The following is a 22,260-nucleotide window of genomic DNA, read 5'->3' as shown; positions in this document are numbered from 1 at the left end:
GCCTCTTTATGGAATCATTTTTGCATAAAAAAACTATTTTTACCTGACCAATTGCTAATAACTCCTTCAAATACCGAGGTTGGTAGGGTACCATTGAGCCTTATCGCTATAATAATTAGAAGATTCCCTTAACATTTAGGAGTGTTGCAGATGAATAATGAAGGCGTCGATACGTCAAAACGCCAGTTTTTAACTTCGGCTTTAACCGTTGTAGGCGCGGTAGGGACAGGTTATTTGGCTGTTCCCTTTTTATCGCAAATGCAGCCTAGCAGTAAAGCCATGGCAGCGGGTGCGCCCGTCGAAGTTGATATTAGTAAACTGGAAACGGGGCAACTTTTACGAGTTGCATGGCGCGGGAAACCTGTATGGATTCTCAACCGACCGCCACGCATGTTAAAAATTTTAGAAGGGATGGATTCGTTATTAGAAGACCCCTCGTCAAATGAATCTATTCAACCTGAGTTGAGTAAAAATGCAGTCCGCTCGATTAATCCTGAAATTTTTATTGCCGTTGGTTTATGTACGCATTTAGGGTGTTCACCTACGTTTCGCCCTGAAATTGCACCGCCTGACTTAGGGGATGACTGGGAAGGTGGATTTTTCTGCCCGTGTCATGGTTCTAAATTTGATTTGGCGGGGCGTGTCTATCGGGGTGTTCCTGCGCCGACTAATCTTGAAATCCCCCCTTATCGTTATATAACAGAAACTCAAATTATTATAGGCGAGGATACTGTGGAGGAAAACGCATGAAAAAACAAATAACAGCTTGCGGTGATTGGGTTTTAGATCGTTTGTCAATGGACAAAGTCTGGAACCAACACATGGCGCATTATTACGCGCCTAAAAACTTCAATTTTTGGTATTTTTTTGGCTCACTTGCCTTATTAGTACTCGTTAACCAAATTGTTACGGGTATTTTTCTGACGATGAATTACAAGCCCGATGCTAAATTGGCGTTTGATTCGGTTGAATACATCATGCGTGATGTTCCGTGGGGTTGGTTAATTCGCTATATGCACTCGACAGGGGCTTCTGCCTTTTTTATTGTCGTTTATTTGCACATGTTTAGAGGCATCATGTATGGCTCGTTTAAACAACCCCGTGAACTCATTTGGATTTTCGGGATGCTAATCTTTTTCGCCCTCATGGCAGAAGCGTTTACAGGGTATTTACTGCCTTGGGGACAAATGTCATATTGGGGTGCGCAAGTGATTATCTCGCTCTTTAGTGCCATTCCTGTGATTGGCGATGACCTTTCATTGTGGATACGCGGTGATTTTGTTGTTGCGGATGCGACCTTGAATCGCTTTTTTGCGTTTCATGTGATTGCCGTTCCTTTGGTGATTTTGCTCCTCGTTTTCTTACATATTGTTGCTCTACATGAAGTCGGTTCTAATAACCCCGATGGGATTGAAATAAAGAAAAATAAAGATAAAAACGGGATTCCTTTTGATGGGATTCCTTTTCATCCTTATTATTCGGTCAAAGATCTTGTGGGCGTGGGCGTATTTTTATTCTTTTTCGCCGCGATTATTTTCTATACCCCCGATATGGGCGGTTATTTCTTAGAACATGATAATTTTATACCCGCAGATCCTTTAAAAACACCGGAGCATATTGCGCCCGTTTGGTATTTCACGCCTTATTACGCTATTTTACGTGCAGTCCCTGATAAATTTGCAGGGGTTATTGCAATGGGTGCGGCGGTTTTTGTTTTATGTTTATTGCCTTGGTTAGATCGTAGCCCTGTGAAGTCAATTCGCTATCGGGGTGGCATTTATAAAAAAGCTTTATTCTTATTTGTGATTAGCTTTTTAGCTTTAGGGTATTTAGGAACACAACCTGCGACCACGGGTGCCATTCTGGTTACTCGTATCTTTACCGTCATTTATTTTGGCTTTTTCTTATTAATGCCGATTTATACGCGTTGGGAAAAAGTAAAAGAAGTTCCCGAACGCTTAATCGAACAGCCCTCTATTGAAGATCGAATTCCTGCAATAATCGAAACCTTTGATGAGATGACGGTTAGAAAACCCATAAAAACAGCAAATGGTGATACCGTTGTCAAATTAAGACCTAATCTTACGGGAATAGGCTCCGTCTTAATTCGATTTTTGAAAAAACTAAAAGCCAGTTTGGATTAACTATGAAAAAGATTCTCTTTATTACCGCATTACTACTGTCTTTTAACCTTTTTGCAAGTCCAGGTGTTGAATTAGACGATGCTGATATTGACGTATCCGATAGTAAATCGTTGCAACGTGGCGCAAAACATTATGTTGATTATTGTCTAGGGTGTCACTCGGCTAAACACATTCGTTACAAACGTATTGCAATGGATTTAGGGGTAGAAGAAAACAAAATATTAGACAATATAGCCCCGATTGATGCGGGGATTTATGACCCTTTACTCAGTGCCATGAATGGACATGATGCGGCCAAATGGTTTGGGACTCAACCGCCTGATTTATCATTAATCGCGCGTTCACGGGGTGCCGATTGGATTTATAGCTATTTAAAAGGCTTTTATGCGGATGATAGCCGTGCTATCGGAACAAATAACCTCATCTTTGAAGATGCGGGAATGCCGAATGTTCTTTGGAAATTACAAGGAATACAAAAAGCAGTTTATAAAACAGTTGATGGCCGCGAAGTAATTGATAAGTTGGTGATGAAAACACAAGGCACCTTATCGGCGAAAGACTATGATCTTTTCGTTAATGATTTGGTTAATTTTCTTGTTTATGTCGGCGAGCCTACGCAATTAGATCGTCAAAGTATGGGAAAATACGTTTTGTTTTTTCTCTTCATGTTTATTGTTATTGGTTACTTACTCAAACGTGAATATTGGAAAGATGTACATTAATCCTAAGCGCGTAAGGCTGGCATAGTCCCTCCTTCAAAAGCCTAGGATTTAAAATTTTTTATTAAATAAAAGCGGACTTAAAAAATCCGCTTTTTTTATGATTTAAGAATCACGACAGGATAAAGTATGGCAACAAAAATAGATAAAAAAATTATTGGTTATAAAGTGATGAATAATGAGGCGGAAAAAGAAGAACCCGTCAAATCCAAACCTGATATTTTACACGAAGCAACAGAACGTCCGGAAATGCTTATTGGGTCAACTTACAAAATAAAGACCCCGCAATCAGAACACGCGCTCTATATTACCATTAATGATATTGTACTGAATGAAGGCACCGATCACATTGAACGCCGTCCTTATGAAGTTTTTATTAACTCTAAAAATATGGAGCATTTTCAATGGGTACTTGCCCTAACTCGGGTTATTTCTGCTTGTTTTCGTAAAGGCGGCGATATTTGTTTTTTGGTGGAAGAACTGAAAGCAGTTTTTGATCCTAAAGGCGGGTATTTTAAACCTGGAGGTGTCTACATGCCCTCATTAGTTGCCGAAATTGGGGCCGCCATTGAATCACACATGAAGCAAATTGGAATGCTCAATGTGGAAGAAATGGATGATCAGCGTAAACTTTTTTTAATCGAAAAACGAAAAGAATTTGAAGCCTTAAGTAACGACATTGGAAATCAAGAGGATGAGTCTGACTTTCCTGAACGGGCCGAATTATGTAATAAATGTTTAACGAAAGCGTTAGTGATGATGGATGGGTGTCTGACCTGCCTTAATTGTGGCGATAGTAAATGTTCTTAGCCATGATGATTGTCTAATGAAAAGAATTGTTTTAGGAATAGAATACGATGGCAGTCATTTTAAAGGCTGGCAATGGCAAGTGGATACCCGTACGGTACAACATGTTGTCGAACAAGCCTTATCAAAAGTCGCTAACCAAATGATTCGAGTTTCGTGTACAGGGCGTACGGATTCAGGCGTTCATGCGTTAGAGCAAGTAATTCATTTTGAGAGTGATGCCCCCCGTGATTTACACGCATGGGTCATGGGTGGAAATCGTTTTTTACCTGCGGATGTTCGGATTATTTGGGCAAAAAATGCGATTGATGATTTTCATGCTCGTTACAGTGCTATTGCCCGATTTTATCGCTATATCATTTTAAATCGTCCAATGAAGTCCGCCTTATCACGCCAACAAGTTACGTGGTGTTATGAGCCTTTAGCGACTGAAAAAATGCAGTTAGCCGCGAATGCTTTGCTTGGGCATCATGATTTTTCATCCTTTAGAGCGCAAGGTTGTCAATCAAAAAGTCCCTTACGGTTAATGCACTTTATTGATGTTTATCGAGAAGGGGAACAGGTCATTATTGATTTATCAGCCAATGCGTTCTTACATCACATGGTAAGGAATATTGCAGGGGTCTTAATGGCGATTGGTATGGGGAAAGAACCCATTGAATGGACTCAACACTTACTGGAGGTTAAAGACCGTCAACAAGGCGGCGTTACGGCCCCTCCCTATGGCTTATATTTAGCGGGGGTTTATTATCCTGAACGTTACGGTATTGTTAAGCACCCGATATTTGAAAAACTACCCAACGATGCCAAACGGTTTTACTAATCACCCTTCATTTTTAAATTACCATGTCAAAAAAGACAGTTTAGAAATGAAGGGTTTTACATTAAAAGTAAACGAAATATTAATTCATTACTCTAAACATTGCTTTTCCCGCGCCACACTCTGAACATTCCCAATCACTTGGTAGATCTGCCCAAAGTGTTCCTGGATTAATCCCTTTTCTAGGATCACCTAATGCTTCATCATAGATATGTCCACATATTTTACACTTATATTTTTTAAAATCTGTCATGATTATTTCTCTTTTAATTTGAATAGAACTTGCTAATAATACCTTAAGTCCCGTAAGCGAGTATAGTTATTTTAGTGAGATAAATTGAAAATAAAAAATTGTAATAATAACGGTTATGAGAAATAAAATTATACGATAGATCTGAAGGGTTCCCACATTCCACGCGCCCAATGACCGCCTTTCTAACTATAATGTCTCATATTTTTTTCCTAATAGAGAGAACAGAATAATTACTGGAATTGCACTTATAACGTAAATTCAAGTAACTTATTATCAATAGATTATGCCGTTACGCTAAAAAAAGAGTCCATTAAACTATGTCCTTAAAAACTACTGAAAATGAAAAAAATAAATACAAGGCCGTTATTATTGCTTTAGTGATTATCGCTTGTTTGTTGTTGGCTAATTTTTTCTCGTTATTTAAACCTGTTAATTATTTTTTTAATGATACTTTAATGCGTTACACCTTTGGTAAATCAACCTCTAAAAAAATAGTGGTACTAGAGGCGCATAAAGATTACAGCTTACAGGGCGATGAAACTTGGTTGCCCTTATTAAAAAACTTGTTGGCGGAGGATGTGCTGCAAGTGGTCTTTAATTTTTTACCTGAACAAGCCTCTAAAGAATTTTATCAATTAGCCGCCAATAGCCATAAAGTGGTGTTTGCTCGACGTTTTGAACATAAAGGAAGTCATTTAAATGAGCTGGTTTTACAAGCGTTACCTCAAACGACCGCAGGGCTAACTCTTAATTTAGGTTTAATTCAAAACAAAACCCATGAATCAGGGGTTTACCGTCATCAACTGGATCGCATAAAACTGCAACATGGGGATTTTCCTAGTATGGAATTAATCACCGCCCAACAGGTATTAAAGCAAGATGAGTTATTACCTAAAGGTCAATATGCGATTAATTTTAGTGGGGGGTTAAAACGGTTACCTATTATTGATATAGAACGCGTTTTACAGTCAGGGCTAGTCTCTGAATTAGTCGCAGGTCGTACTGTGTTTATTGCGGTGCATGATTTAGAAGCCATCAATGAATACTATACGCCGATTTCTTCAACGGAAGGTTTAATTCCTGCGGTCTTTTTTCATGCGTTTGCATTGGACACTTTATTATCGAAGCGTTCATTAACGCCTGTTCACCAAGCAATCGTATGGCTGTTAATTGTAGCCATTACCATTAAGAGTTTGTTTGTTTTTCAATGGTTATCTTTTCGCTTGTCTTGGCTGGTCTCTGTTTCTTTATCAGTCGTGTATGTTGGTGTGGCTTGGGTGTTGAGGCATCAGTTTTTTTTCGTCTTACCGCTGACCGAATTATTACTCGCACAGTGGTTGACCTTAGCATGGGTGTGGCGTTATCAGCTCGTGCAAGAAAAACGTTTTTTAGACGATATGTTGTTTGATTTATCATTACGATTACAGGAAAAAGTTTTCCCTGTGAGTTTTTATCATTCAGAAGCCCCATGGGAGCAATTGATTGATATGTTAAATCAAACCTTAGACTTTAAGCGTTTGATATTTTTAGAGCGAGTCGAAGATGAACATAGATTAAAAGAAATTAGTGCGTTTAATTGTCAAATTTATGATATTGATGAAGTCCGTCGGGATTATGAACGCGCCCCTTATAGCACCGCGATTAATGAAAACCGCGCTATTTTATTAGAAAAAAACTATTTCAAAAAAATAGACAGTAATGAACTTGAGTATTTAGTCCCGTTGATTTTTGCAGGTAAAGTTTTAGGTTTTTGGGCGTTTACCATTGATAAATCGCGAATGCACGGCAATAGTAAATTTAGCCTTTTAATTGCGGCTTATACTCAACAAATTAGTGAAATTTTACACTATCGTAATGAGTGGAAAAAACATACACAGGCGGAGGGTAATAAGCTATTAAGTTACTTACGAATTGGCACAAATGATAGCTCGTATAAAATGATAAGCCAGTCGATTACATTAATGGATAGACGCATCTCTGAGTTACAAGAAGTCTTTAATAATGTGGTCGGGAGCAGTATTTTATATGATTTATTTGGGCGAGTTTTATTGGTGAACAAACGCATGGAGAATGTAGGGGCTGAGGCTAATATTCCCCCTTATAACTTGAGTATGTTGGAGTTTGTAATTAAAATTACTCAGTTTGATACGCCTAAAGCCCAGCATTTATTACAACAAATAATTTTTGACCGTAAGCCCATGTCCCTGATGGTTTCTTGTTTTGATGAAAAAAGCAGTTACATGTTACATATAAAACCCTTGCAGACTAACCAAACACACGCGGTGAATAATTTTTCAGCCGAAGCGAATGTTTTTCAGATGGTCGGGGTTTTGTGTGAATTGGTTGATGTGACCGAAATGAAAAAAATATCCACCTTAAAAGAACACATGTTCGAGCGTTTTAATTTTCAAATGCATAATGATATGGCGTCGGTTTCATTTGGGTTAAGTCTTTTAAAAAGCATAGAGACGACCCCTGAAGACAAGGAATTTGCATTAGAAAGTATTGAGGGTAAAGTGGATGAAACCTTAAAAACCTTAGATGTTGTTAGTGAGCAAATGAATAAAAATCTGACTGCTTTATTAGATTCTACTTTAGAATGTTATCCCATTGATGTTAAGTTTTCGTTAAAGCAGGCGATTAAACAATGTAAAAAATTAATGGATGAAAAATCTATTAAATTTGTTTTATTCGAGCCTAAATTACTCAGTTTAGTGTTTGCCTCACCTAGAGAGTTGGAAAATATATTAGCAACTTTATTAACCGAAATGCTAGACGATACTTATCAATCAGGGAAGTTATCATTAGAACTCGAAGAAAAAATGACAAAACTTTATTTACGGTTTAAAAATACAGGGATTGGGTTTTCTGATAATAAATTAAAACACGTTAATAATTTTTCAAGTAATGACGTTAATCAGGACGGAATAGACGAGTTAAATCATGTCATTCATTGTGTCAAGCAATGGGACGGTCACTTGCAACTATCAAGTAAAGTCGGTGAAGGCTCTGCAATAGAGTTATCGCTACGATGTTTTTTATGTAACGAAAATAGTGGCATAGCGACGATATATTTGTCGTTTAAATTAACCATAATAACCAACGGATTAAATAATGACACCATTAAAAAAGCGGATTTTAATTATTGATGATGATAAGTTTTTCATAAAATTAATGAATATGGCATTAACACAAAGTGGTTATGAGGTTTTGCTGGCCATGCAAGGTAACGAAGCGATTGACGTTTTAAAACACCAATCCGTTGATTTGATTATTGTTGATTTAATGATGCCTGAATTAGATGGTTTAGGGTTTTTACATTGGCTGCGTGAAGAGAAACATTTAAATATTCCTACATTAGTACAAACGGGGATGGCAACAGAAAGTACGGAAATAGAAGTTAAAGCCGCAGGGGCAACCGCATTACTTTATAAGCCGGTTAAAGTCATTGATTTAATCGCAAAAATTAAAGAATTATTACTCTAAAAACGCGTGGATATTTTTCCTTTACACATTTTTCCACAAGGCAGCTTATCGAGTTCCGTGATTACCACGGTTTGGGTGGGTATGTTTGTGGTGTGCTTTTTTAACTTAAGATTAGGCTGGGTGTTATCGGGCTTAGTTGTCCCAGGTTATTTAGTGCCGTTACTCTTAATAAAACCGTGGGCAGCGAGCGTGGTTTTATTAGAAGGTTTCATTACGTATTTTATCGTCTGGTTTTTATCGGAATATTTATCCCGTTATGCCGCATGGTCAAATCTTTTTGGGCGCGACCGTTTTTTCGCGCTGGTACTGTGCAGTATTGTCATTCGACTGTTTTTTGATGGTTATTTATTACCCGAAATAGGCCAGTGGCTGAATGCTTATTGGGACATTAATTTTGATTACCATAATCAATTACATAGCTTTGGCTTAATTATTATTGCTTTAATTGCCAATCAATTTTGGAAAACAGGGTTTGTTAGAGGCTTAGTACCGCTGATTGTTACCCTAGGTTCGACGCTATTAATTGTGCGTTATGGCTTAATGGAATTTACCAATTTTAGCCTAAGTAATATTGGTTATTTATATGAAGGCGTCGCCACTTCAATTGTCTCTAGTCCGAAAGCGTATATTATTTTAATTTGCACCGCTTTTTTAGCCTCAAGGATGAACTTATTATATGGCTGGGATTTTAACGGAATTTTAATTCCTTCACTGTTAGCATTGCAATGGTATGAACCCATAAAAATTGCCGCGACAGTAGTTGAGTCAACTGTGATTTTAGTAATGGCGATGCTGTTATTAAAAGCCCCAATTTTAAACAAAATGACCATTGAAGGCGGGCCTAAATTACTGTTATTTTTTAATGTCAGTTTTGCCTATAAAATTGCTTTAGGTTATGCCTTATTAGCGTGGTTTCCCGAAGTTAAAATTACTGATTTTTACGGCTTTGGTTATTTATTAGCCACGCTGATTGCGATTAAAATCCATGATAAAGCCATTTTTTCGCGTTTATTAGGTGCGACATTAAGCACCTCTTTCGCGTCGGTTCTGATTGCAGGAATTGTTGGGTTTTCGTTGACTTTACTGCCTATTTCAAAGCTTTTTCAAGATTCAGATATAATTTTAAATGAAGCCGTTGCCGCTGAGCCTTTGAGCGTTTCGTCGCAAGATTTAAACAGTCTATTAGAGCAAGCCCGACTTTCGTTTTATCAAACCAAAGTGCAAAACAGTTTTATCAAGCCCACGATGGAAGAAATAGAACTCTTTTCAGACGCTCTAAAATTGATTAAAGCGCATTTAAAAGTCGCGGATGCTGATAAGTTACAACAAGCACGATTGTATTTGCAGTAATTGGATTATCAATTGAGTTTTATTGAAAACCGTTATTTTTATCTACATGAAAAAGACACGCTGAAAGGTTGGGGCGTGTATGTTTTAGATACCCAAACTAAATCTAAATTAGGCTTAGAAGTTCCTGCCCCTTTAGATGAAGAAGGCGCGTTTGATGCGGGCATGAATTTATTTAAAACCTTAAATGCGCGTAGCTTAGCAATTGCAGGTAGCAACAGAAAGGCGCAAGCCGATTTGTCGGCGGATGCTTTGCAAAGTCGTCGTAGTTTTTTTCATTATTTTCATCATATTATGAGTCGGCATAATAGTTTGCAAATTCGGACGTATACCGATAAAACGGCACGGTTAGTGGCGGGAAAGCGTCGTCAAGAAGGCGAAATCAGAGCTAAAGGTTTGGAATCAACCTTATGGTTTACGTCTAAAATTCCCACGGATTTAAATCTACCGTTAATAAAAAAATCGCTTAAAACATGGCAAATAGAGTGGAATACACCGCCTTTTGTGAGTTTGCAGCGTGATGACAGTGCTTATGGTTTTGCGGAGTTAATGTTAAATAAACAGGCGGTAAGACGCTTAATATTTAGCCCCTTATTATTAAAAGAATTTCATGTCAGTATTTTAGAACAAGCCTTGAGTATTGAAGGTTATTTACAAGATTGGATTTTAAATCGTAAAGATGATATTGCCGCACGGGGCAGTGATTTATATCAAACCCCTAAACAAGGTGAGTTATTATTTTTAGATGAAAAAGTATTAACCCCCTTAATGCAATTATTGCAGCAATATCAATTAAAGGGCAATCACTGGACGCAAAATTTAGAGGATGATTTAGAGGTCATCAATAAAGCAGCCGCCGTGATGAATTATCAGTTAATTCGCTATCATCATAAAGGAACACAACGGCACTATCTTATTTTGCAAGAAAAGTCCTCGCAACGCTTTTGGGGGTTATATGTGTTTCGTTTAGGCGCGCATGATAACTATGGCTTACAAGTTCCGAGACCTTTGTTTGATGTGAATAGCTTTGAATATGCCACCGCGTTATTTGAGCGATTGCAAGCACAAATTTTGATGGTTGCAACCACGCATCCTTATGCAAATATGAATGGCAGTTCGGATTTACTTCATCCTGATAATAGCGTGAGTTTGTTTAATTTGGTGAATCAGGTCGCGTTACGTACCGCCCCTGAACAACCGTTACTAATGATTAGTAGCCGTGCATTTTCCCATAAAATAGAACACGCGTTTATTGATGCCGATGTGTTAATTGCGTTTAAACAAGGGTATGAACAACGCCGTACGTTGAATACGTTAAAAAAACAATTACTGGAAACTTTAGAAGGCGATAGTTTAAAAATTCATCTGGTCGATGGCTCGGAAGAAAGTATAGGTTATGAAGTCGGCAATAACGCGCAAGCAAAATACTTAAATGCCACGCAACATAAAAGCTTTGCTTTATTATGGGTTTCACTTGAGGCACGAAATAACTACAGTCAGCAAAATGAAAATTTTTGGCAAGCCGCCCAATTTAATGCGTTAGGGATTCAAACACGTAATGACGATTTATTGAGTTATTTACAGCAACAAAAATTAAGTTCAGATAATAAACTGAACAATATACAAGGCTTAACTGCCCGCTATACAAACAGTCATGACATCTTGCAATTGCAAGCAATTAAACAGCAAGCAGAAACACAAGCTTATACCATTTCACGCTTGATTGATATTAGCAGTCGCCAAGCATTTTTGTTATTACATAATAATCAGCAACAATTAATGGCGGTGGCAAATTTGTTTCCTAGAAATCAAGAAATCAAATCATTAATGCCACGTGACTTAAACACACAGCTTGCAGAGTTTGTGAATCAGCGTAATTTTTGGTTACAGGTTGGGCAACCCTAATGCGGCGTTATACTCGTCCCTTTTTATTGATCATACTGATATTGCTCGCATTCGCTTGGTATTTGCCACAACTTTGGGATAAATCTCAGCAACATTTACAGGCATTAAAATCAAAACACGATTTAAGCGCGACGAATATTAAAACCAGTATTGTTTATCCTTTAGATGAAGAAACATGGGTAACCATCGCGATTCCTGACAACAGTCCAAAAATTCGCATTATTAGCAACGCCCATATAGATGAAATCGACTCTAGTTTGCCTGATACACGCTGGTCTTATAGTTTGGAATATCAAATTTTAGCCGCGGATGAGTCCGTTTTAAATCAACATATTTATCATCAACGAGCCGCTTTAACCGCCTATCAAAAAAGTCCAACCGAGTTTTATTATGGAAACCATTATGCGAGCGATAAAGTTATTGTTTTAGATGGACGGATGATTTTGGTCGGTTTACAGGGATTAGAACAAGCACGATTTATTCGAATCCGTTTAAATCATCGTCAAGCCGATATAAAAGGGGTTGTCATGCGAGCTTACGCCCCCTGTTAAATTATCTGCGCATCGAGTTGGAAATTTATGGCGTAGATTAAACGCTGAACAACAAAAATCCTTAGCAAAAGGCAATGTTTTTCCCGCTGAAATGTTATCGGAAGCGGAAGCGGAACAAATTAATTTACTAAAAAATCAATGGCAGCCTTTAGGCCCTGTCGGTATTGAAGGGCAGGAATACCAAAGTAAAATTTTATACATTCTAAAAGATATTAGCGAAGATAAAATTGAACCCGCAGTTTTATTAGCTGGGTTACAAGCGGATGCGAGTCATCCTGTGATGATTCCCATTCCAGAACAAGGCGGTTTAATTCGTTTTGAATTTAAAATGTTAGATGGCTCCCCCCTACCTGACAATATTCCGATGAATTTACGCTGGTTTGGACGAGGCAGAGAAGAACGCTGGCAACACAAGAGCATTTGGAAAGCCGATAATATTCCCAGCTATCCATTAAAAGGTGGACTCTTAGACGTTCGTCCACTGGCTGCGGTTATTATCAAAGTGACTTTAGATAATGGCGATGGCATACAGCAAGATATTACCCCCGAACCCTTACGAATAAAAAGCTATTTTACCAATGTTAATATGGATTTTAAAATTGAACATTTAAACGGATTAGCCACACCGATGCGTTTTGATGTACGGCGATTTTTTAGCCCAGAGATTTTGACGAAAGCATCAACAGTTTTAGAGTATCAATGGCTAGATGCCCAACAAACCGTTTTAAACCGAGGTTCAATTAACCTAATCCAGCCTGCTTCAATTTATGACCGTTTAAAATCCATTACCGATGTTGAACGCATTAGCGACCCTGAAAGTTTTTATTGGTTGTTACCTGAAGCCGTTAAATCCGTTCGTTTTAAATCACTGCAAAAAAATACATTAGTGAATGCTTATATTCAACCATCAGGCTTGATTAAGCGCAATAAAATTCCAGAAGATTCCTATGTGAGTCTGGACAAACAATTATTACAACCGAGCTGGTTTCCCATTCAGCCTATGGATCTAAAACCGCTTTTTAAACAGCAGCAATTATTATGGGTCATCGGGCAATATCATCCACCAGAAGAAAAAGAAGATCTTTTAGCGAATGACTACTTATGGAATGAATTTTTACCTGAAAAACCGTATCAAGCCCATTATTTATTAGACTTGTTCTTTAAGAAGAAGTTAATATATCATGTTAAAATTCCATAGGATAGCCGCTAAAAAAGAAAATAAATCTTTTACACCTTCTTTTTTATTTCTAAACTTGTCAACTAGGCATCTATATCTTTTCATTCCACCGATTACATGCTCAACAATGACTCTTTCACGACTCATCTCTTTGTTTTCTTTTTTTTGATTTTCAGTTAATGTTGGGTTTGGATTATGCTTAGATTTATTTGGTTTTTTATGAGGAATATTTACCGAATTAGTTTTATATTCATTATTAAACCCCAAATAACCTAAATCAATAAATATATTAAAATTACTAAACCAATTTAATTCTGGATTAAATTCTTTTTTAAACATTCCATAATCATGATTTTTACCTGGAAAACTAACCCCAATATATAAAATTAAATGACCTAAAGAAGCTATAGTGGTATTTTTAATTGTATGCTGTTTTTTTTACCACTGTAAAATTAATTTTGTTCTTCATAGTCACTAGGGCGTTGTACAGCAAGCTCTGTAGCATCTATTATCAATGTTTGAACTCCGCCAAAAGCCTGCTGCATTTCTTCAGGGGTTGAAAAACTTGTTGCAGGTAAAACATTAAATATATCTAACGTCTTTATTAAAATTGGAAATAATTTGTATACATGAGTATGGGCGCATGATTTATTCATATTAAAAGAAAACCCTAAGTGATCGAAAGTAGAATAACACTTCATATAATTTAATATAAATAATAATTTGTCTGCGGGTGTTTTTAATGTGCTATCTAAACCACTACCGTATTTTCTTTCTTTATTTTCATGTTTTTCTTTTTGATCTTCAATAAGGGTCTTTTCAAATAGAGATAATAGTAAAATAAAATGTTCTGTTTTTAATCCTGTTAAAGCTCTTAACTGTCTATCATCATAAATTCTTGGTAAAATTTCTTTTATTTTCATGTTATACTTTGATTTTTATTTTTTATAGAAATTTATTATAAAGCTTATTTATTATTTTTAATAATTTAATTTAAAGTTTATTTATTAGGCTGTATCAACTGATTGTGAGTGTTATCAAGTATATATAAGCAATTGATTTTAATATATTTTATTTAGAAGAACAAGTCTATTAAGTCTTTACGATAAACCAGCGTTACGTGATGAGGCTTTAGGCAGTGTGTATTGTGAATTATCGCCCACTAAAAACGCCCTAGTTTATTTACAAGCACCGAATCAGTTACAAAATTTTTCGCCTGATTTATGGTTTTTAAATCCTGATAAAAAGCGCGTTAATCTTTCGGTGACCGTCGATGGAAAACAGGTTGTAAAAAGTCCAATGGCAGGACAACAAGCGCGATTAGCCTTACCCAACTTGAAGAAAGGAAACCATCAGCTTCATTTAAACCCTGCTCATTATGGACGTTGGTTATTAAATAATACGCCTAAATGTTCGGGGCGGCGATATTTAAAACGCCGTATTTTTAAGTTAAAACCACGCTTACGTTTTATGTATCAACATACGGGTGAGGATGCGGTTTTATCAGCGCGTTTATACCGAGCCTTGGGCGAACAAAAACGCTCACAAATTAAAGTGACGCTTAAAGCCGTCAACCCTCAAACATTGATTAATAAAAAGGTGTTTAAAAAATGGACGTTTAAACAGCGGCTTTATGATATTCGGGCGATAGAAGGGGAAGAAAGTATTTTACTGTATGCGTCTAAATCATTAAGTGCCGGTGAAAGTTTTTTATTCCGTTTAATCACGATTTAGCCGTAGGTTTGTATCAAGTGGAAATTAGTTCAGAGCAGATGGGAGATACTTATTTAAGTTTGGCACAAATTGTGGCAGGTGAGTATGAATTAAGACGTTTTTATCGGGAGGTGCAGTTTGAAAAGTAAACCTTATACTCGCTCTAAACGGTTCTCGCTTATTGTGATGCTTATGCTTACAACTCAAATACAAGCAGAGATGATTGATAAACAGTTTAAATACGCGTTTTCGAATCAGGATTTTGTCAGCCCAGATACCCAACAATTAACCCCATTTAAAATACATTTTAAACAAGCGTTGCAAACACCGTTAAAAACCGAGTTATGGCAGAGTTTAGGCTTTAAATCTGTTATTGAACCCCCTTTTGTATTTTTGTCTGAGCAAAAAATACAAGGGCGTGGTTTTATTGCTTTACGTTCGGAAAAAACCAAACCGTGGTTATTACAAGCCCCCCATGCAAAAAGTGATTTACACACAGGAAAAATCGCGCGACTTTTATTTTCAGAAGGCCGTTTTAAAGCCGCGATTTGGAATAGCGTACCGCGTAAAAAAGTCGATATGGCGCATAATTATCAAAGCTATTGGCAAGCGGTGACACAGGTTTTTGCAGAAAATTACCCACAAGGACGAATTATTCAATTACATGGATTTTCCGCTAAGAAACGCAAAACGGCTGCGGGTCGCAATAGCGATATGATTATCAGTGCGGGGAATCAGTTCCCCCCCTTATGGGTGCAGAAAGTCGCTGACTGTTTAAAAGCACGCACCGAATTTAAAGTGTCTTTGTATCCTTATGAAGTCACTGAATTAGGCGCGAGAACCAATAGCCAAGGACAATTATTACAAAGTTTAGGGCATCAAGGATTTTTGCACTTGGAAATGAATAAAAAACTGCGTGATACGTTGTTAAAACACGTTGATTTGCGACAACAATTATTAGTGTGTTTGGCTGAGGGTGAATAAGATGTTATTAAAACCACTACGGTCTGTATTGCAATTATTGAGCCTGTGTTTTTTATTGATGCCGATGTTGGTTTTTGCAAAAATAGACGCGATGCAATTACGCTTATTAGAAAGCTATCAATAAGCGTTACGTTGGGACAATATCAGTAGCTTTCCAATGCACGTCAATGGGGTCAAAGCGGAGTATGACGACGTATTAAAAATGCACTTAGTGACTTTAAAACCCGAACAAGAAGTCAGTTTTCGTTTGCCTCGTTATCAAAGTGTGCGTTTATATTCACCGAATAAAAAAATAAATCCCGAAGATATTAAACTCACCTTATCGGATGGCACAGGTTTAGCCTTTGAAGAGTCTCTTTATGAATCGACCGATGGTTATTCGTTAGTTTTATCCCCTCAAGCATCAAAACCTTTGTTGGTTCATATTCAAGTGAATAACAACGCTTTAAAACTCGGTTTATTTGTCTCGCGTACGGTTTCTTTAGATGAAATTGCTCCGTATCGAAATGTAATTCCCTTTTCAAAAAACTGGGTATTATTATCCACAGAAGCCTATCAAATTCCTGAACTCTACTGGCGTTTACCGAAAAATAAAACTCAAAAAATCACCTTAACTGGCGATGCTAAACGTATTGTTTTACGTCACCGTTTACAGTTTGAAAAACAAGCCCACGATTTAATCCAAGATTATCGAATTCATTACCGTTTAGATAAGAATGAAAAACACGCGGTTAATTTAGCGACCAGTGTTGATAGTAGTTATGAGTTGGAAATCAATTTTAAAACAGCGGTATTAAGTCGCACCGAAGAAACTTATATAGAAATTCCTACAGGTGAACACACACTGGAATTCAGTGCGGACAGAGCGTTGTATTTACAAGTTTTAACCCAAACCGAACATGATTATTTATTTCCTAATTTAAACGAGCCACATCAACCTGTAGAAGAGATTCGCAAACACGGGTTATTGCCCACGCAACCGCAGGTTTTAAAAGCACAACAAAGCAAACAACTTGCAGAAGATAATAGTCTGAAAGAGGCGGAAATGTTCGCCACTCAACAATTAAAACAAACCGCGTTACAACGTCCTGATTATCCGCCGTTAATGCGAGAATCGGAGCAATTACGCGGTTTTAGAACCTTTTATCGAGATTTATTACCCAATCATAAAAACAGTGAGCCATCACAATACCTCGCCTATTTCACCCCCAAACGTCTATTACCTTATCAACGGACACAACATCATCCGACGCTTGCCCCACAACATTTACAAGCGGTTTTAAAGCGTATTGGTAAAACGATTTTTACCCCGTTATCGAATAAAGGTGCGTCACAGGCGAATGAATATTTTTTGCCACCTCGTTCCACCGCCAGTGAATTACGACTGGTGGTGGATAAATCGTTTTGTGAACCAAAGCAGAGCTTATGGGTGCAATTTGATGACCAACAACCGAAAGCGTTAGAAGTGCGTTGTGATGAGAAAAATATTCATTTAGATGATTTTGTGCAGACGTTTTTTGAAGTCGCGGTGAAAGATTATCAGCATTTATTATTTGATGATTTAAGCCTTATAAAAAAAGAACCGCCTGATAAAAATAAAAACCCTACCCCGCAGAAAAAAGAATTGTCGTGTTCACAATTTGAACGATTACAACCGCGTTTAGGGTTTAAATCTAAACCCTGTGCCAGTTTAGAAAAACGGCGTTTATTTTATCGTTTAATCGAACAACATTTTAAAGAAGGGGCTTTGATTGATAGCGCGACTGTTGAATTATCATTAGCTAAAAAAATTAAGCGCATTAAAATTTGGCGTGATGAAAGTTCGACCCAGCCTGTGGCGATTGCGGTGCAATATCGCAGTGCAAAAAGTTTTGTTTTTTCTGAACAAAGTTTTTTAGCGCGATTACAAGAAACGAATCCTGCCGCGTTATTAACGCAATTTAAACACGACTTATTATCGCCTTTAGAAAAACCGAAGGCAGTTTTTGAGGTTGAAAATCAACTTAAAAATCAATGGTTGCCTTTAGTCCAATTAATTCAAGCCCAAGCGCGGTTATATAAAGCGGCGGTGGCGTTGCCTGAATCTAAAAATACGCATCGCACCAATGCAAAACGTTTGGCGCAACTTTATAGGATGGCAAAACAAAATCAAGCACAAAATCAGTGGGTCGAGTCTTTAGAGTTGTGGGCAAAAATCGTCCAACATACCGAAGGTTTAGAACGTCATCGCGCTCAATTTGAACAAGCAAATTTATTGCATTTGTTAGGTGAATCCTATTTAGCGGAAACTTTGTGGCGGTATTTATTCTTTTATGCGGATGAACCGCTTGCTAACAAAGCGAGTGAAAAATTACGTTTCAAATACCAACAACAGCACAATAATTTTGCCTTGCAATCGTTAGCGGCGAGTGAGGTTTTAAAACAACCTAGCCGTGCTAATTTAGAATTTTTATTAGAGACATTATTAAAGAATAAGGAATACCGTTTCGGCTTGTTATTAGGTTTAACCTTGATGGAACAACCGCCTTTAGCTCTCCTGTTAAAAGCGGCTTATCAGTTGCAATGGTGGCAAAGTTATCAGCACTTAATCGAACCAGTGCCGCTTAAAAAACAAGCGTTTTGGAACGGTTTAAAGTTTCAAACAGATGCCGATTATGTAGGCGCGTTAGCAACGTGGAAAACAGAAAAACCACTGTGGTCGGAGTCCTTATTAAAAGGGTTGCAGTTACGTGATAAGGTGGCGCGAAGTTGTGGCAAGCACGAGGCGGAATATTATCAACAATGGTTAACGTGGCAAAATCAGCAACCGAGTGAAAAGCATTGGCAAACGGCTAATCATTATTTTAAGGATTATGCAGGTGCGGATACTTATTACAGTCCAGAACGGGATGTGTATAGCAAAGGCTTTCGCGCTACCGCTGAACGTCCATTACAGTTGTCTTTATTGGGTGGGCGCACCTTAAAATTTAAAATTCGACCCTTGCATCCTGCGAATGTGTTGGATTCTGCGGTTGATGGTTGGGTTGAAATTAAAGACCGTGCAGGTGAAAATCGGATAGAACAGCATCAATTATATCCCTTTACCAATAATACGCCCTCGCAAGGTTTAGAGCTGACTTCGGTTAAGGTGTTGCAACTCGGCGGGTTAGTCGAATTGGAATATCAATTGGGAGCAGGTTGGCATGAGTTAGCAATTTATTCACAACAAGCCACACTGTCTATTACGATGGAAGAATCACAAGCGCAAATGCCGCTCACGGTTTTGCCGCGATTGAATCCGTATAGTTTTAGGGCACTTTGGCAATTACCGCAATTACCTATGCTGACACAGGGAAATTTAGCGTTAATTAATCCCTTTAGGGCGACGAATTTTCCTAGTCTTGCTAAAGGTAGCCATCCTCTCCATTTATTAAAACAAGCGATTCGTAATGCTGAACATTTATTGACTTTAAAACGGGTAAAAATACCGTTCACGCCGTTAAAAACACCGCTCAATAAAAAGGAATGTTTTTCAACAAAAAATGAAGACATTACCAAAAAACTTAAAACCTTACCGTTTACGCCCTCGGATTCTTTGACCATTAGCGCGAAAGTTTTAACCGTAGCGGAGGTTTTGAATTTGGAAAAAATATCGAATTTGAAACAAGCGAAATTACGGATGATGCACTATGTCCGTTTATTTGAAGCGGATGCGGCAGGTATTGAAAAAATATTATTACCTGCTGAAAAATTACGGGTGTTATATCTGAATGACGCGTTAATACAGTCCTTGTGGCAACGCATCGCCCGCTTTACGCAATGGCAAACGGTGGAATCTGTGGAGTCCAATGCAGGTTTGCGTTTTATAGACATTGAAGGTTGGCAGCCTGAAAGCCCGTTTATTCGCACACGCAAAGCGTTATTACCTTATGTTGCTAACAATGAACATCTGATTTTTTCCGACCAACGCTTAGTTTTATTCAGTCAAAATTTAAAACGTGTTAGTTTGCATATTGAAGCGCGTTTAAATGATGTCCCTTTTTTACCTGAAGTGGATGCTTATTTATTTTATAGGATAGATGAAAAACCGCCGCAAAAAATTCATTTAAAACGTCAACAAGGCTGGCAAACGTTTACGGTTTATTTGCCAAAAGGTGAACACAGTTTGCGTTTTTATCAGCCTAAAGCGTTAGGTAATCAGTTTGTGAAATTACGCTTTGACGATCACGTTTCGGATTTAAGCTTTACTCAGGAACGCGGTTATTTTGTGAGTACAAAAAATGAGCCAGTAAAAATTAATCTTCAAGGCTCAACCCGTTTACGAATAGATGAATGGGTCAATGAGTCCGAATATCAAGCTGGCTGACCCCTTGGTTTGCAAGCTGGCTTGTATCTTAGATTCCAGTGTTAATTTAGTTAAATAAATGGCACTATCCAATGACGGTTGGATGAGAGATAGAGACACTGTAAGTACTCTTGATTAGAAAAATCGTGGGTCAGATTAGTGCCTACCTCTCTTTAATAACGCCTTCAAATGCGAACAGTATCTTGTGCCTGCAACTAAGCAAGAGCACGAATAGTTACAAGAATGCCATGACGTTATTTTATCCAATCTTTAGTTTACACTTAACTGGGGATAATACGATGATTTTTATTGGAATTGATATTTCTAAACTTACCTTTGATGCGGCTTATAATCTTAATTCACGCACTCTTCACAAACAGTTTTCTAATAGCACCAAAGGGTTTGAAGCATTTCTTTTATGGGTGAATAAAAGTAACGAAAAGATTTATACCTGTCTCGAAGCAACAGGTGTTTATAGCTTTCATTTAGCGGAATATTTATCCCAGAAAAAATAAACGTGATGGTTGTTAATCCAATGGTTACTCATGCTTTTTTTAAGATGGAATTAAATCGTAATAAAACAGATAAAGCAGATGCTCAGCTTATTGCCAGATATTGTGAATATGCTGTTTCAACAGGTGATTACAAAAAGAAATCATACCAACCTAAAGGCAAAGACTATGAAGCAATACAACGCTTAGTCACTCGCTGTGACCAATTAGAAAAGTCTAAAACACAAGAAAATAATCATTTAGAAGCTAGTGTAAATAAACAGACATCGCGTTCTATCAAACGATTACAAAAAGCGATTAATAATGAAATTGATCGGGTTAAAAAACACATTGCGGACATTGTTAAAAAAAACGAATGTCTCAGTCAGCAAGTCAAATTATTAACAAGCATTAACGGTATTGGTGAGCGTACTGCATGGAGTATTTTAGCGTATATTGGTGATATTAATTTCTTTTCAAGTTCAAAACAAATTGCCAGTTATGCGGGATTAACGCCTAAGATCATACAGTCAGGTACAAGCATTGATAAATCATCCTTATCTAAGCTTGGGCATAAACGATTGCGTAAATCGCTTTATATGCCAGCACTTGTCGCTATTCGATACAACCCAATGCTGAAGCTTGTTTATGAGCGTTTAGTTAATAATGGTAAGCCTAAAAAAGTAGCGATAATCGCTGTCATGAGAAAATTATTAATTTTGTCCTATGGTGTCTTAAAGTCAGAAAAACCATTTGATATAAATTACCAAATTAAGAGCTAGGGTTTTAAAGAGTAAATCAAAATAAGCTTAATTTTTAATAAATAAAAGTAAAATAGAGTTGCTTTTTAAGACAGTATCTGACCCCTTGTTTCCTTGTTTCACCTTGTTTCAGATTTTAAAACAAGCTACTGCGTAACATCAGTTACTAAAATAGGGGATTATTTTTTTAAAAAAATATAGGAAAAACATTAAATATAGGGTAGGATTATAAATTAATAAATTTTTTATAATTTCAATTTCAATTTCAATTTCAATTTCACAAGCATCGTTATATGAAGCAACTGGGGTTTTACTTTTTAGCATTTTCAACTTTTTGGGTATCAACGTGGATGGTCACTGATATTCATGATTGGTCTATGCTTGAACAACCTCACCCCATTTTTTCCATTCAATCCTCTGTTCATCAAGAAAGTGTTTTAAAAAATAATACCTCTGATGATAGTCAACATTTTTCAGATTGTCGTAGCGTCTGTAGTTATGATCATGGTGGACATTTAGGGCAGACTTTATTAACAAGTTCTGTTTTAAATAGCTTTATTCCTATTCAAAAAAATATTTTTTCCCCCTATGCCTCTTTTTGGCATTTTCGAGTTATCCCTCCCAAAATCCGCCCCCCCGATTGTCGCATAAATTTTTTAATTTTATGGCTGAAAGACTTTTTTGTCATCGGTAAGGCTTGGATTCACTCTAAAATTTAAAATTCGCGTGTTTAGCAATCGTGTGTTTTTAATGTTTAAATCGCTATTATCTGTCAATG

Annotated in this window: 20 protein-coding genes and 1 pseudogene; 18 read left to right on the top strand and 3 right to left on the bottom strand. The window is 37.3% G+C overall.

What is annotated here, in order from left to right; genetic code table 11:
• Positions 1-150: 150 nt before the first annotated feature.
• The 5 genes from petA (at position 151) to truA (ending at position 4,493) form a co-directional block, all read left to right on the top strand.
• Complete coding sequence (gene petA, locus Q9M50_02375; protein ID MDQ7089478.1) at positions 151-750, top strand: ubiquinol-cytochrome c reductase iron-sulfur subunit; 600 nt, start codon at positions 151-153, stop codon at positions 748-750.
• Positions 747-2,144, top strand: coding sequence for a cytochrome bc complex cytochrome b subunit (locus Q9M50_02370; GenBank protein ID MDQ7089477.1), 1,398 nt, complete (start codon positions 747-749; stop codon positions 2,142-2,144). The genes petA and Q9M50_02370 overlap by 4 nt, the downstream gene beginning before the upstream one ends.
• A 2-nt stretch (positions 2,145-2,146) precedes the next feature.
• Positions 2,147-2,866, top strand: coding sequence for a cytochrome c1 (locus Q9M50_02365; protein MDQ7089476.1), 720 nt, complete (start codon positions 2,147-2,149; stop codon positions 2,864-2,866).
• A gap of 126 nt (positions 2,867-2,992) precedes the next feature.
• A complete protein-coding gene (locus Q9M50_02360) occupies positions 2,993-3,673 on the top strand; it encodes an NrdJb (protein MDQ7089475.1) in 681 nt (226 codons plus the stop codon).
• Between the two features lie 16 nt (positions 3,674-3,689).
• Positions 3,690-4,493, top strand: a complete 804-nt coding sequence (gene truA / locus Q9M50_02355; GenBank protein ID MDQ7089474.1) for a tRNA pseudouridine(38-40) synthase TruA — start codon at positions 3,690-3,692, stop codon at positions 4,491-4,493.
• 79 nt (positions 4,494-4,572) lie between these two features.
• Here truA and Q9M50_02350 read toward each other — a convergent pair whose 3' ends face one another.
• Positions 4,573-4,743 (bottom strand): rubredoxin, encoded by a 171-nt coding sequence (locus tag Q9M50_02350; GenBank protein ID MDQ7089473.1) that lies wholly within the window; start codon positions 4,741-4,743, stop codon positions 4,573-4,575.
• Positions 4,744-5,060: 317 nt separating this feature from the next.
• Here Q9M50_02350 and Q9M50_02345 point away from each other — a divergent pair, with 317 nt between their 5' ends.
• The 6 genes from Q9M50_02345 (at position 5,061) to Q9M50_02320 (ending at position 13,230) form a co-directional block, all read left to right on the top strand.
• Positions 5,061-7,892 carry a CHASE2 domain-containing protein gene (locus tag Q9M50_02345; protein MDQ7089472.1) on the top strand — a complete coding sequence of 944 codons (2,832 nt, stop codon included), beginning with the start codon at positions 5,061-5,063 and terminating at the stop codon, positions 7,890-7,892.
• Positions 7,858-8,229 (top strand): response regulator, encoded by a 372-nt coding sequence (locus Q9M50_02340; protein ID MDQ7089471.1) that lies wholly within the window; start codon positions 7,858-7,860, stop codon positions 8,227-8,229. Before Q9M50_02345 ends, Q9M50_02340 begins: the two co-directional genes overlap by 35 nt.
• A 6-nt stretch (positions 8,230-8,235) precedes the next feature.
• Entirely contained in the window at positions 8,236-9,579 is a 1,344-nt protein-coding gene (locus tag Q9M50_02335) for a poly-gamma-glutamate biosynthesis protein PgsC/CapC (protein ID MDQ7089470.1), read from the top strand.
• Positions 9,580-9,591: 12 nt separating this feature from the next.
• The gene (locus Q9M50_02330; GenBank protein MDQ7089469.1) at positions 9,592-11,481 is read left to right on the top strand and encodes a hypothetical protein; all 1,890 of its coding nucleotides are present in this window, start codon (positions 9,592-9,594) and stop codon (positions 11,479-11,481) included.
• A gap of 62 nt (positions 11,482-11,543) precedes the next feature.
• Complete coding sequence (locus tag Q9M50_02325) at positions 11,544-12,032, top strand: hypothetical protein (protein ID MDQ7089468.1); 489 nt, start codon at positions 11,544-11,546, stop codon at positions 12,030-12,032.
• Entirely contained in the window at positions 12,004-13,230 is a 1,227-nt protein-coding gene (locus Q9M50_02320; protein ID MDQ7089467.1) for a hypothetical protein, read from the top strand. The genes Q9M50_02325 and Q9M50_02320 overlap by 29 nt, the downstream gene beginning before the upstream one ends.
• Here the strand turns inward: Q9M50_02320 and Q9M50_02315 are convergent.
• Together Q9M50_02315 and Q9M50_02310 are read right to left on the bottom strand one after the other, a co-directional pair.
• Positions 13,204-13,635 (bottom strand): annotated as a pseudogene (locus tag Q9M50_02315) (transposase family protein). The gene Q9M50_02320 and the pseudogene Q9M50_02315 sit on opposite strands and share 27 nt — an antisense overlap.
• A 26-nt stretch (positions 13,636-13,661) precedes the next feature.
• Positions 13,662-14,132 carry a transposase family protein gene (locus Q9M50_02310; GenBank protein MDQ7089466.1) on the bottom strand — a complete coding sequence of 157 codons (471 nt, stop codon included), beginning with the start codon at positions 14,130-14,132 and terminating at the stop codon, positions 13,662-13,664.
• A gap of 217 nt (positions 14,133-14,349) precedes the next feature.
• Between Q9M50_02310 and Q9M50_02305 the strand changes: the two genes are divergently transcribed.
• The 7 genes from Q9M50_02305 to Q9M50_02275 all read left to right on the top strand — a co-directional run bounded on the left by Q9M50_02305 (position 14,350) and on the right by Q9M50_02275 (position 22,201).
• Positions 14,350-14,943 carry a hypothetical protein gene (locus Q9M50_02305; protein ID MDQ7089465.1) on the top strand — a complete coding sequence of 198 codons (594 nt, stop codon included), beginning with the start codon at positions 14,350-14,352 and terminating at the stop codon, positions 14,941-14,943.
• Between the two features lie 117 nt (positions 14,944-15,060).
• Complete coding sequence (locus Q9M50_02300) at positions 15,061-15,906, top strand: hypothetical protein (GenBank protein MDQ7089464.1); 846 nt, start codon at positions 15,061-15,063, stop codon at positions 15,904-15,906.
• Position 15,907: 1 nt separating this feature from the next.
• Positions 15,908-16,030 (top strand): hypothetical protein, encoded by a 123-nt coding sequence (locus Q9M50_02295; GenBank protein ID MDQ7089463.1) that lies wholly within the window; start codon positions 15,908-15,910, stop codon positions 16,028-16,030.
• An 87-nt stretch (positions 16,031-16,117) separates the two neighbouring features.
• Positions 16,118-20,251 carry a hypothetical protein gene (locus tag Q9M50_02290; protein MDQ7089462.1) on the top strand — a complete coding sequence of 1,378 codons (4,134 nt, stop codon included), beginning with the start codon at positions 16,118-16,120 and terminating at the stop codon, positions 20,249-20,251.
• Between the two features lie 278 nt (positions 20,252-20,529).
• Positions 20,530-20,745: a transposase gene (locus Q9M50_02285; protein MDQ7089461.1), complete on the top strand. Its 216-nt coding sequence runs from the start codon at positions 20,530-20,532 to the stop codon at positions 20,743-20,745.
• 5 nt (positions 20,746-20,750) lie between these two features.
• A complete protein-coding gene (locus Q9M50_02280; protein MDQ7089460.1) occupies positions 20,751-21,503 on the top strand; it encodes an IS110 family transposase in 753 nt (250 codons plus the stop codon).
• A gap of 272 nt (positions 21,504-21,775) precedes the next feature.
• Positions 21,776-22,201, top strand: a complete 426-nt coding sequence (locus tag Q9M50_02275; GenBank protein MDQ7089459.1) for a hypothetical protein — start codon at positions 21,776-21,778, stop codon at positions 22,199-22,201.
• Positions 22,202-22,260 lie beyond the last annotated feature (59 nt).

This window comes from Methylococcales bacterium, from assembly GCA_030949405.1.
Lineage (GTDB): Bacteria > Pseudomonadota > Gammaproteobacteria > Methylococcales > Methylomonadaceae > WTBX01.
This window is presented reverse-complemented; position numbering and strand designations above follow the sequence as displayed.

Bases quoted from the DNA above. Each gene is read 5' to 3' on its own strand.
- petA (MDQ7089478.1), top strand. From the start codon at position 151: ATGAATAATGAAGGCGTCGATACGTCAAAACGCCAGTTTTTAACTTCG.
- Q9M50_02370 (MDQ7089477.1), top strand. From the start codon at position 747: ATGAAAAAACAAATAACAGCTTGCGGTGATTGGGTTTTAGATCGTTTG.
- Q9M50_02365 (MDQ7089476.1), top strand. From the start codon at position 2,147: ATGAAAAAGATTCTCTTTATTACCGCATTACTACTGTCTTTTAACCTT.
- Q9M50_02360 (MDQ7089475.1), top strand. From the start codon at position 2,993: ATGGCAACAAAAATAGATAAAAAAATTATTGGTTATAAAGTGATGAAT.
- truA (MDQ7089474.1), top strand. From the start codon at position 3,690: ATGAAAAGAATTGTTTTAGGAATAGAATACGATGGCAGTCATTTTAAA.
- Q9M50_02350 (MDQ7089473.1), bottom strand. From the start codon at position 4,743: ATGACAGATTTTAAAAAATATAAGTGTAAAATATGTGGACATATCTAT.
- Q9M50_02345 (MDQ7089472.1), top strand. From the start codon at position 5,061: ATGTCCTTAAAAACTACTGAAAATGAAAAAAATAAATACAAGGCCGTT.
- Q9M50_02340 (MDQ7089471.1), top strand. From the start codon at position 7,858: ATGACACCATTAAAAAAGCGGATTTTAATTATTGATGATGATAAGTTT.
- Q9M50_02310 (MDQ7089466.1), bottom strand. From the start codon at position 14,132: ATGAAAATAAAAGAAATTTTACCAAGAATTTATGATGATAGACAGTTA.
- Q9M50_02295 (MDQ7089463.1), top strand. From the start codon at position 15,908: ATGTTATTAAAACCACTACGGTCTGTATTGCAATTATTGAGCCTGTGT.
- Q9M50_02285 (MDQ7089461.1), top strand. From the start codon at position 20,530: ATGATTTTTATTGGAATTGATATTTCTAAACTTACCTTTGATGCGGCT.
- Q9M50_02280 (MDQ7089460.1), top strand. From the start codon at position 20,751: ATGGTTGTTAATCCAATGGTTACTCATGCTTTTTTTAAGATGGAATTA.
- Q9M50_02275 (MDQ7089459.1), top strand. From the start codon at position 21,776: ATGAAGCAACTGGGGTTTTACTTTTTAGCATTTTCAACTTTTTGGGTA.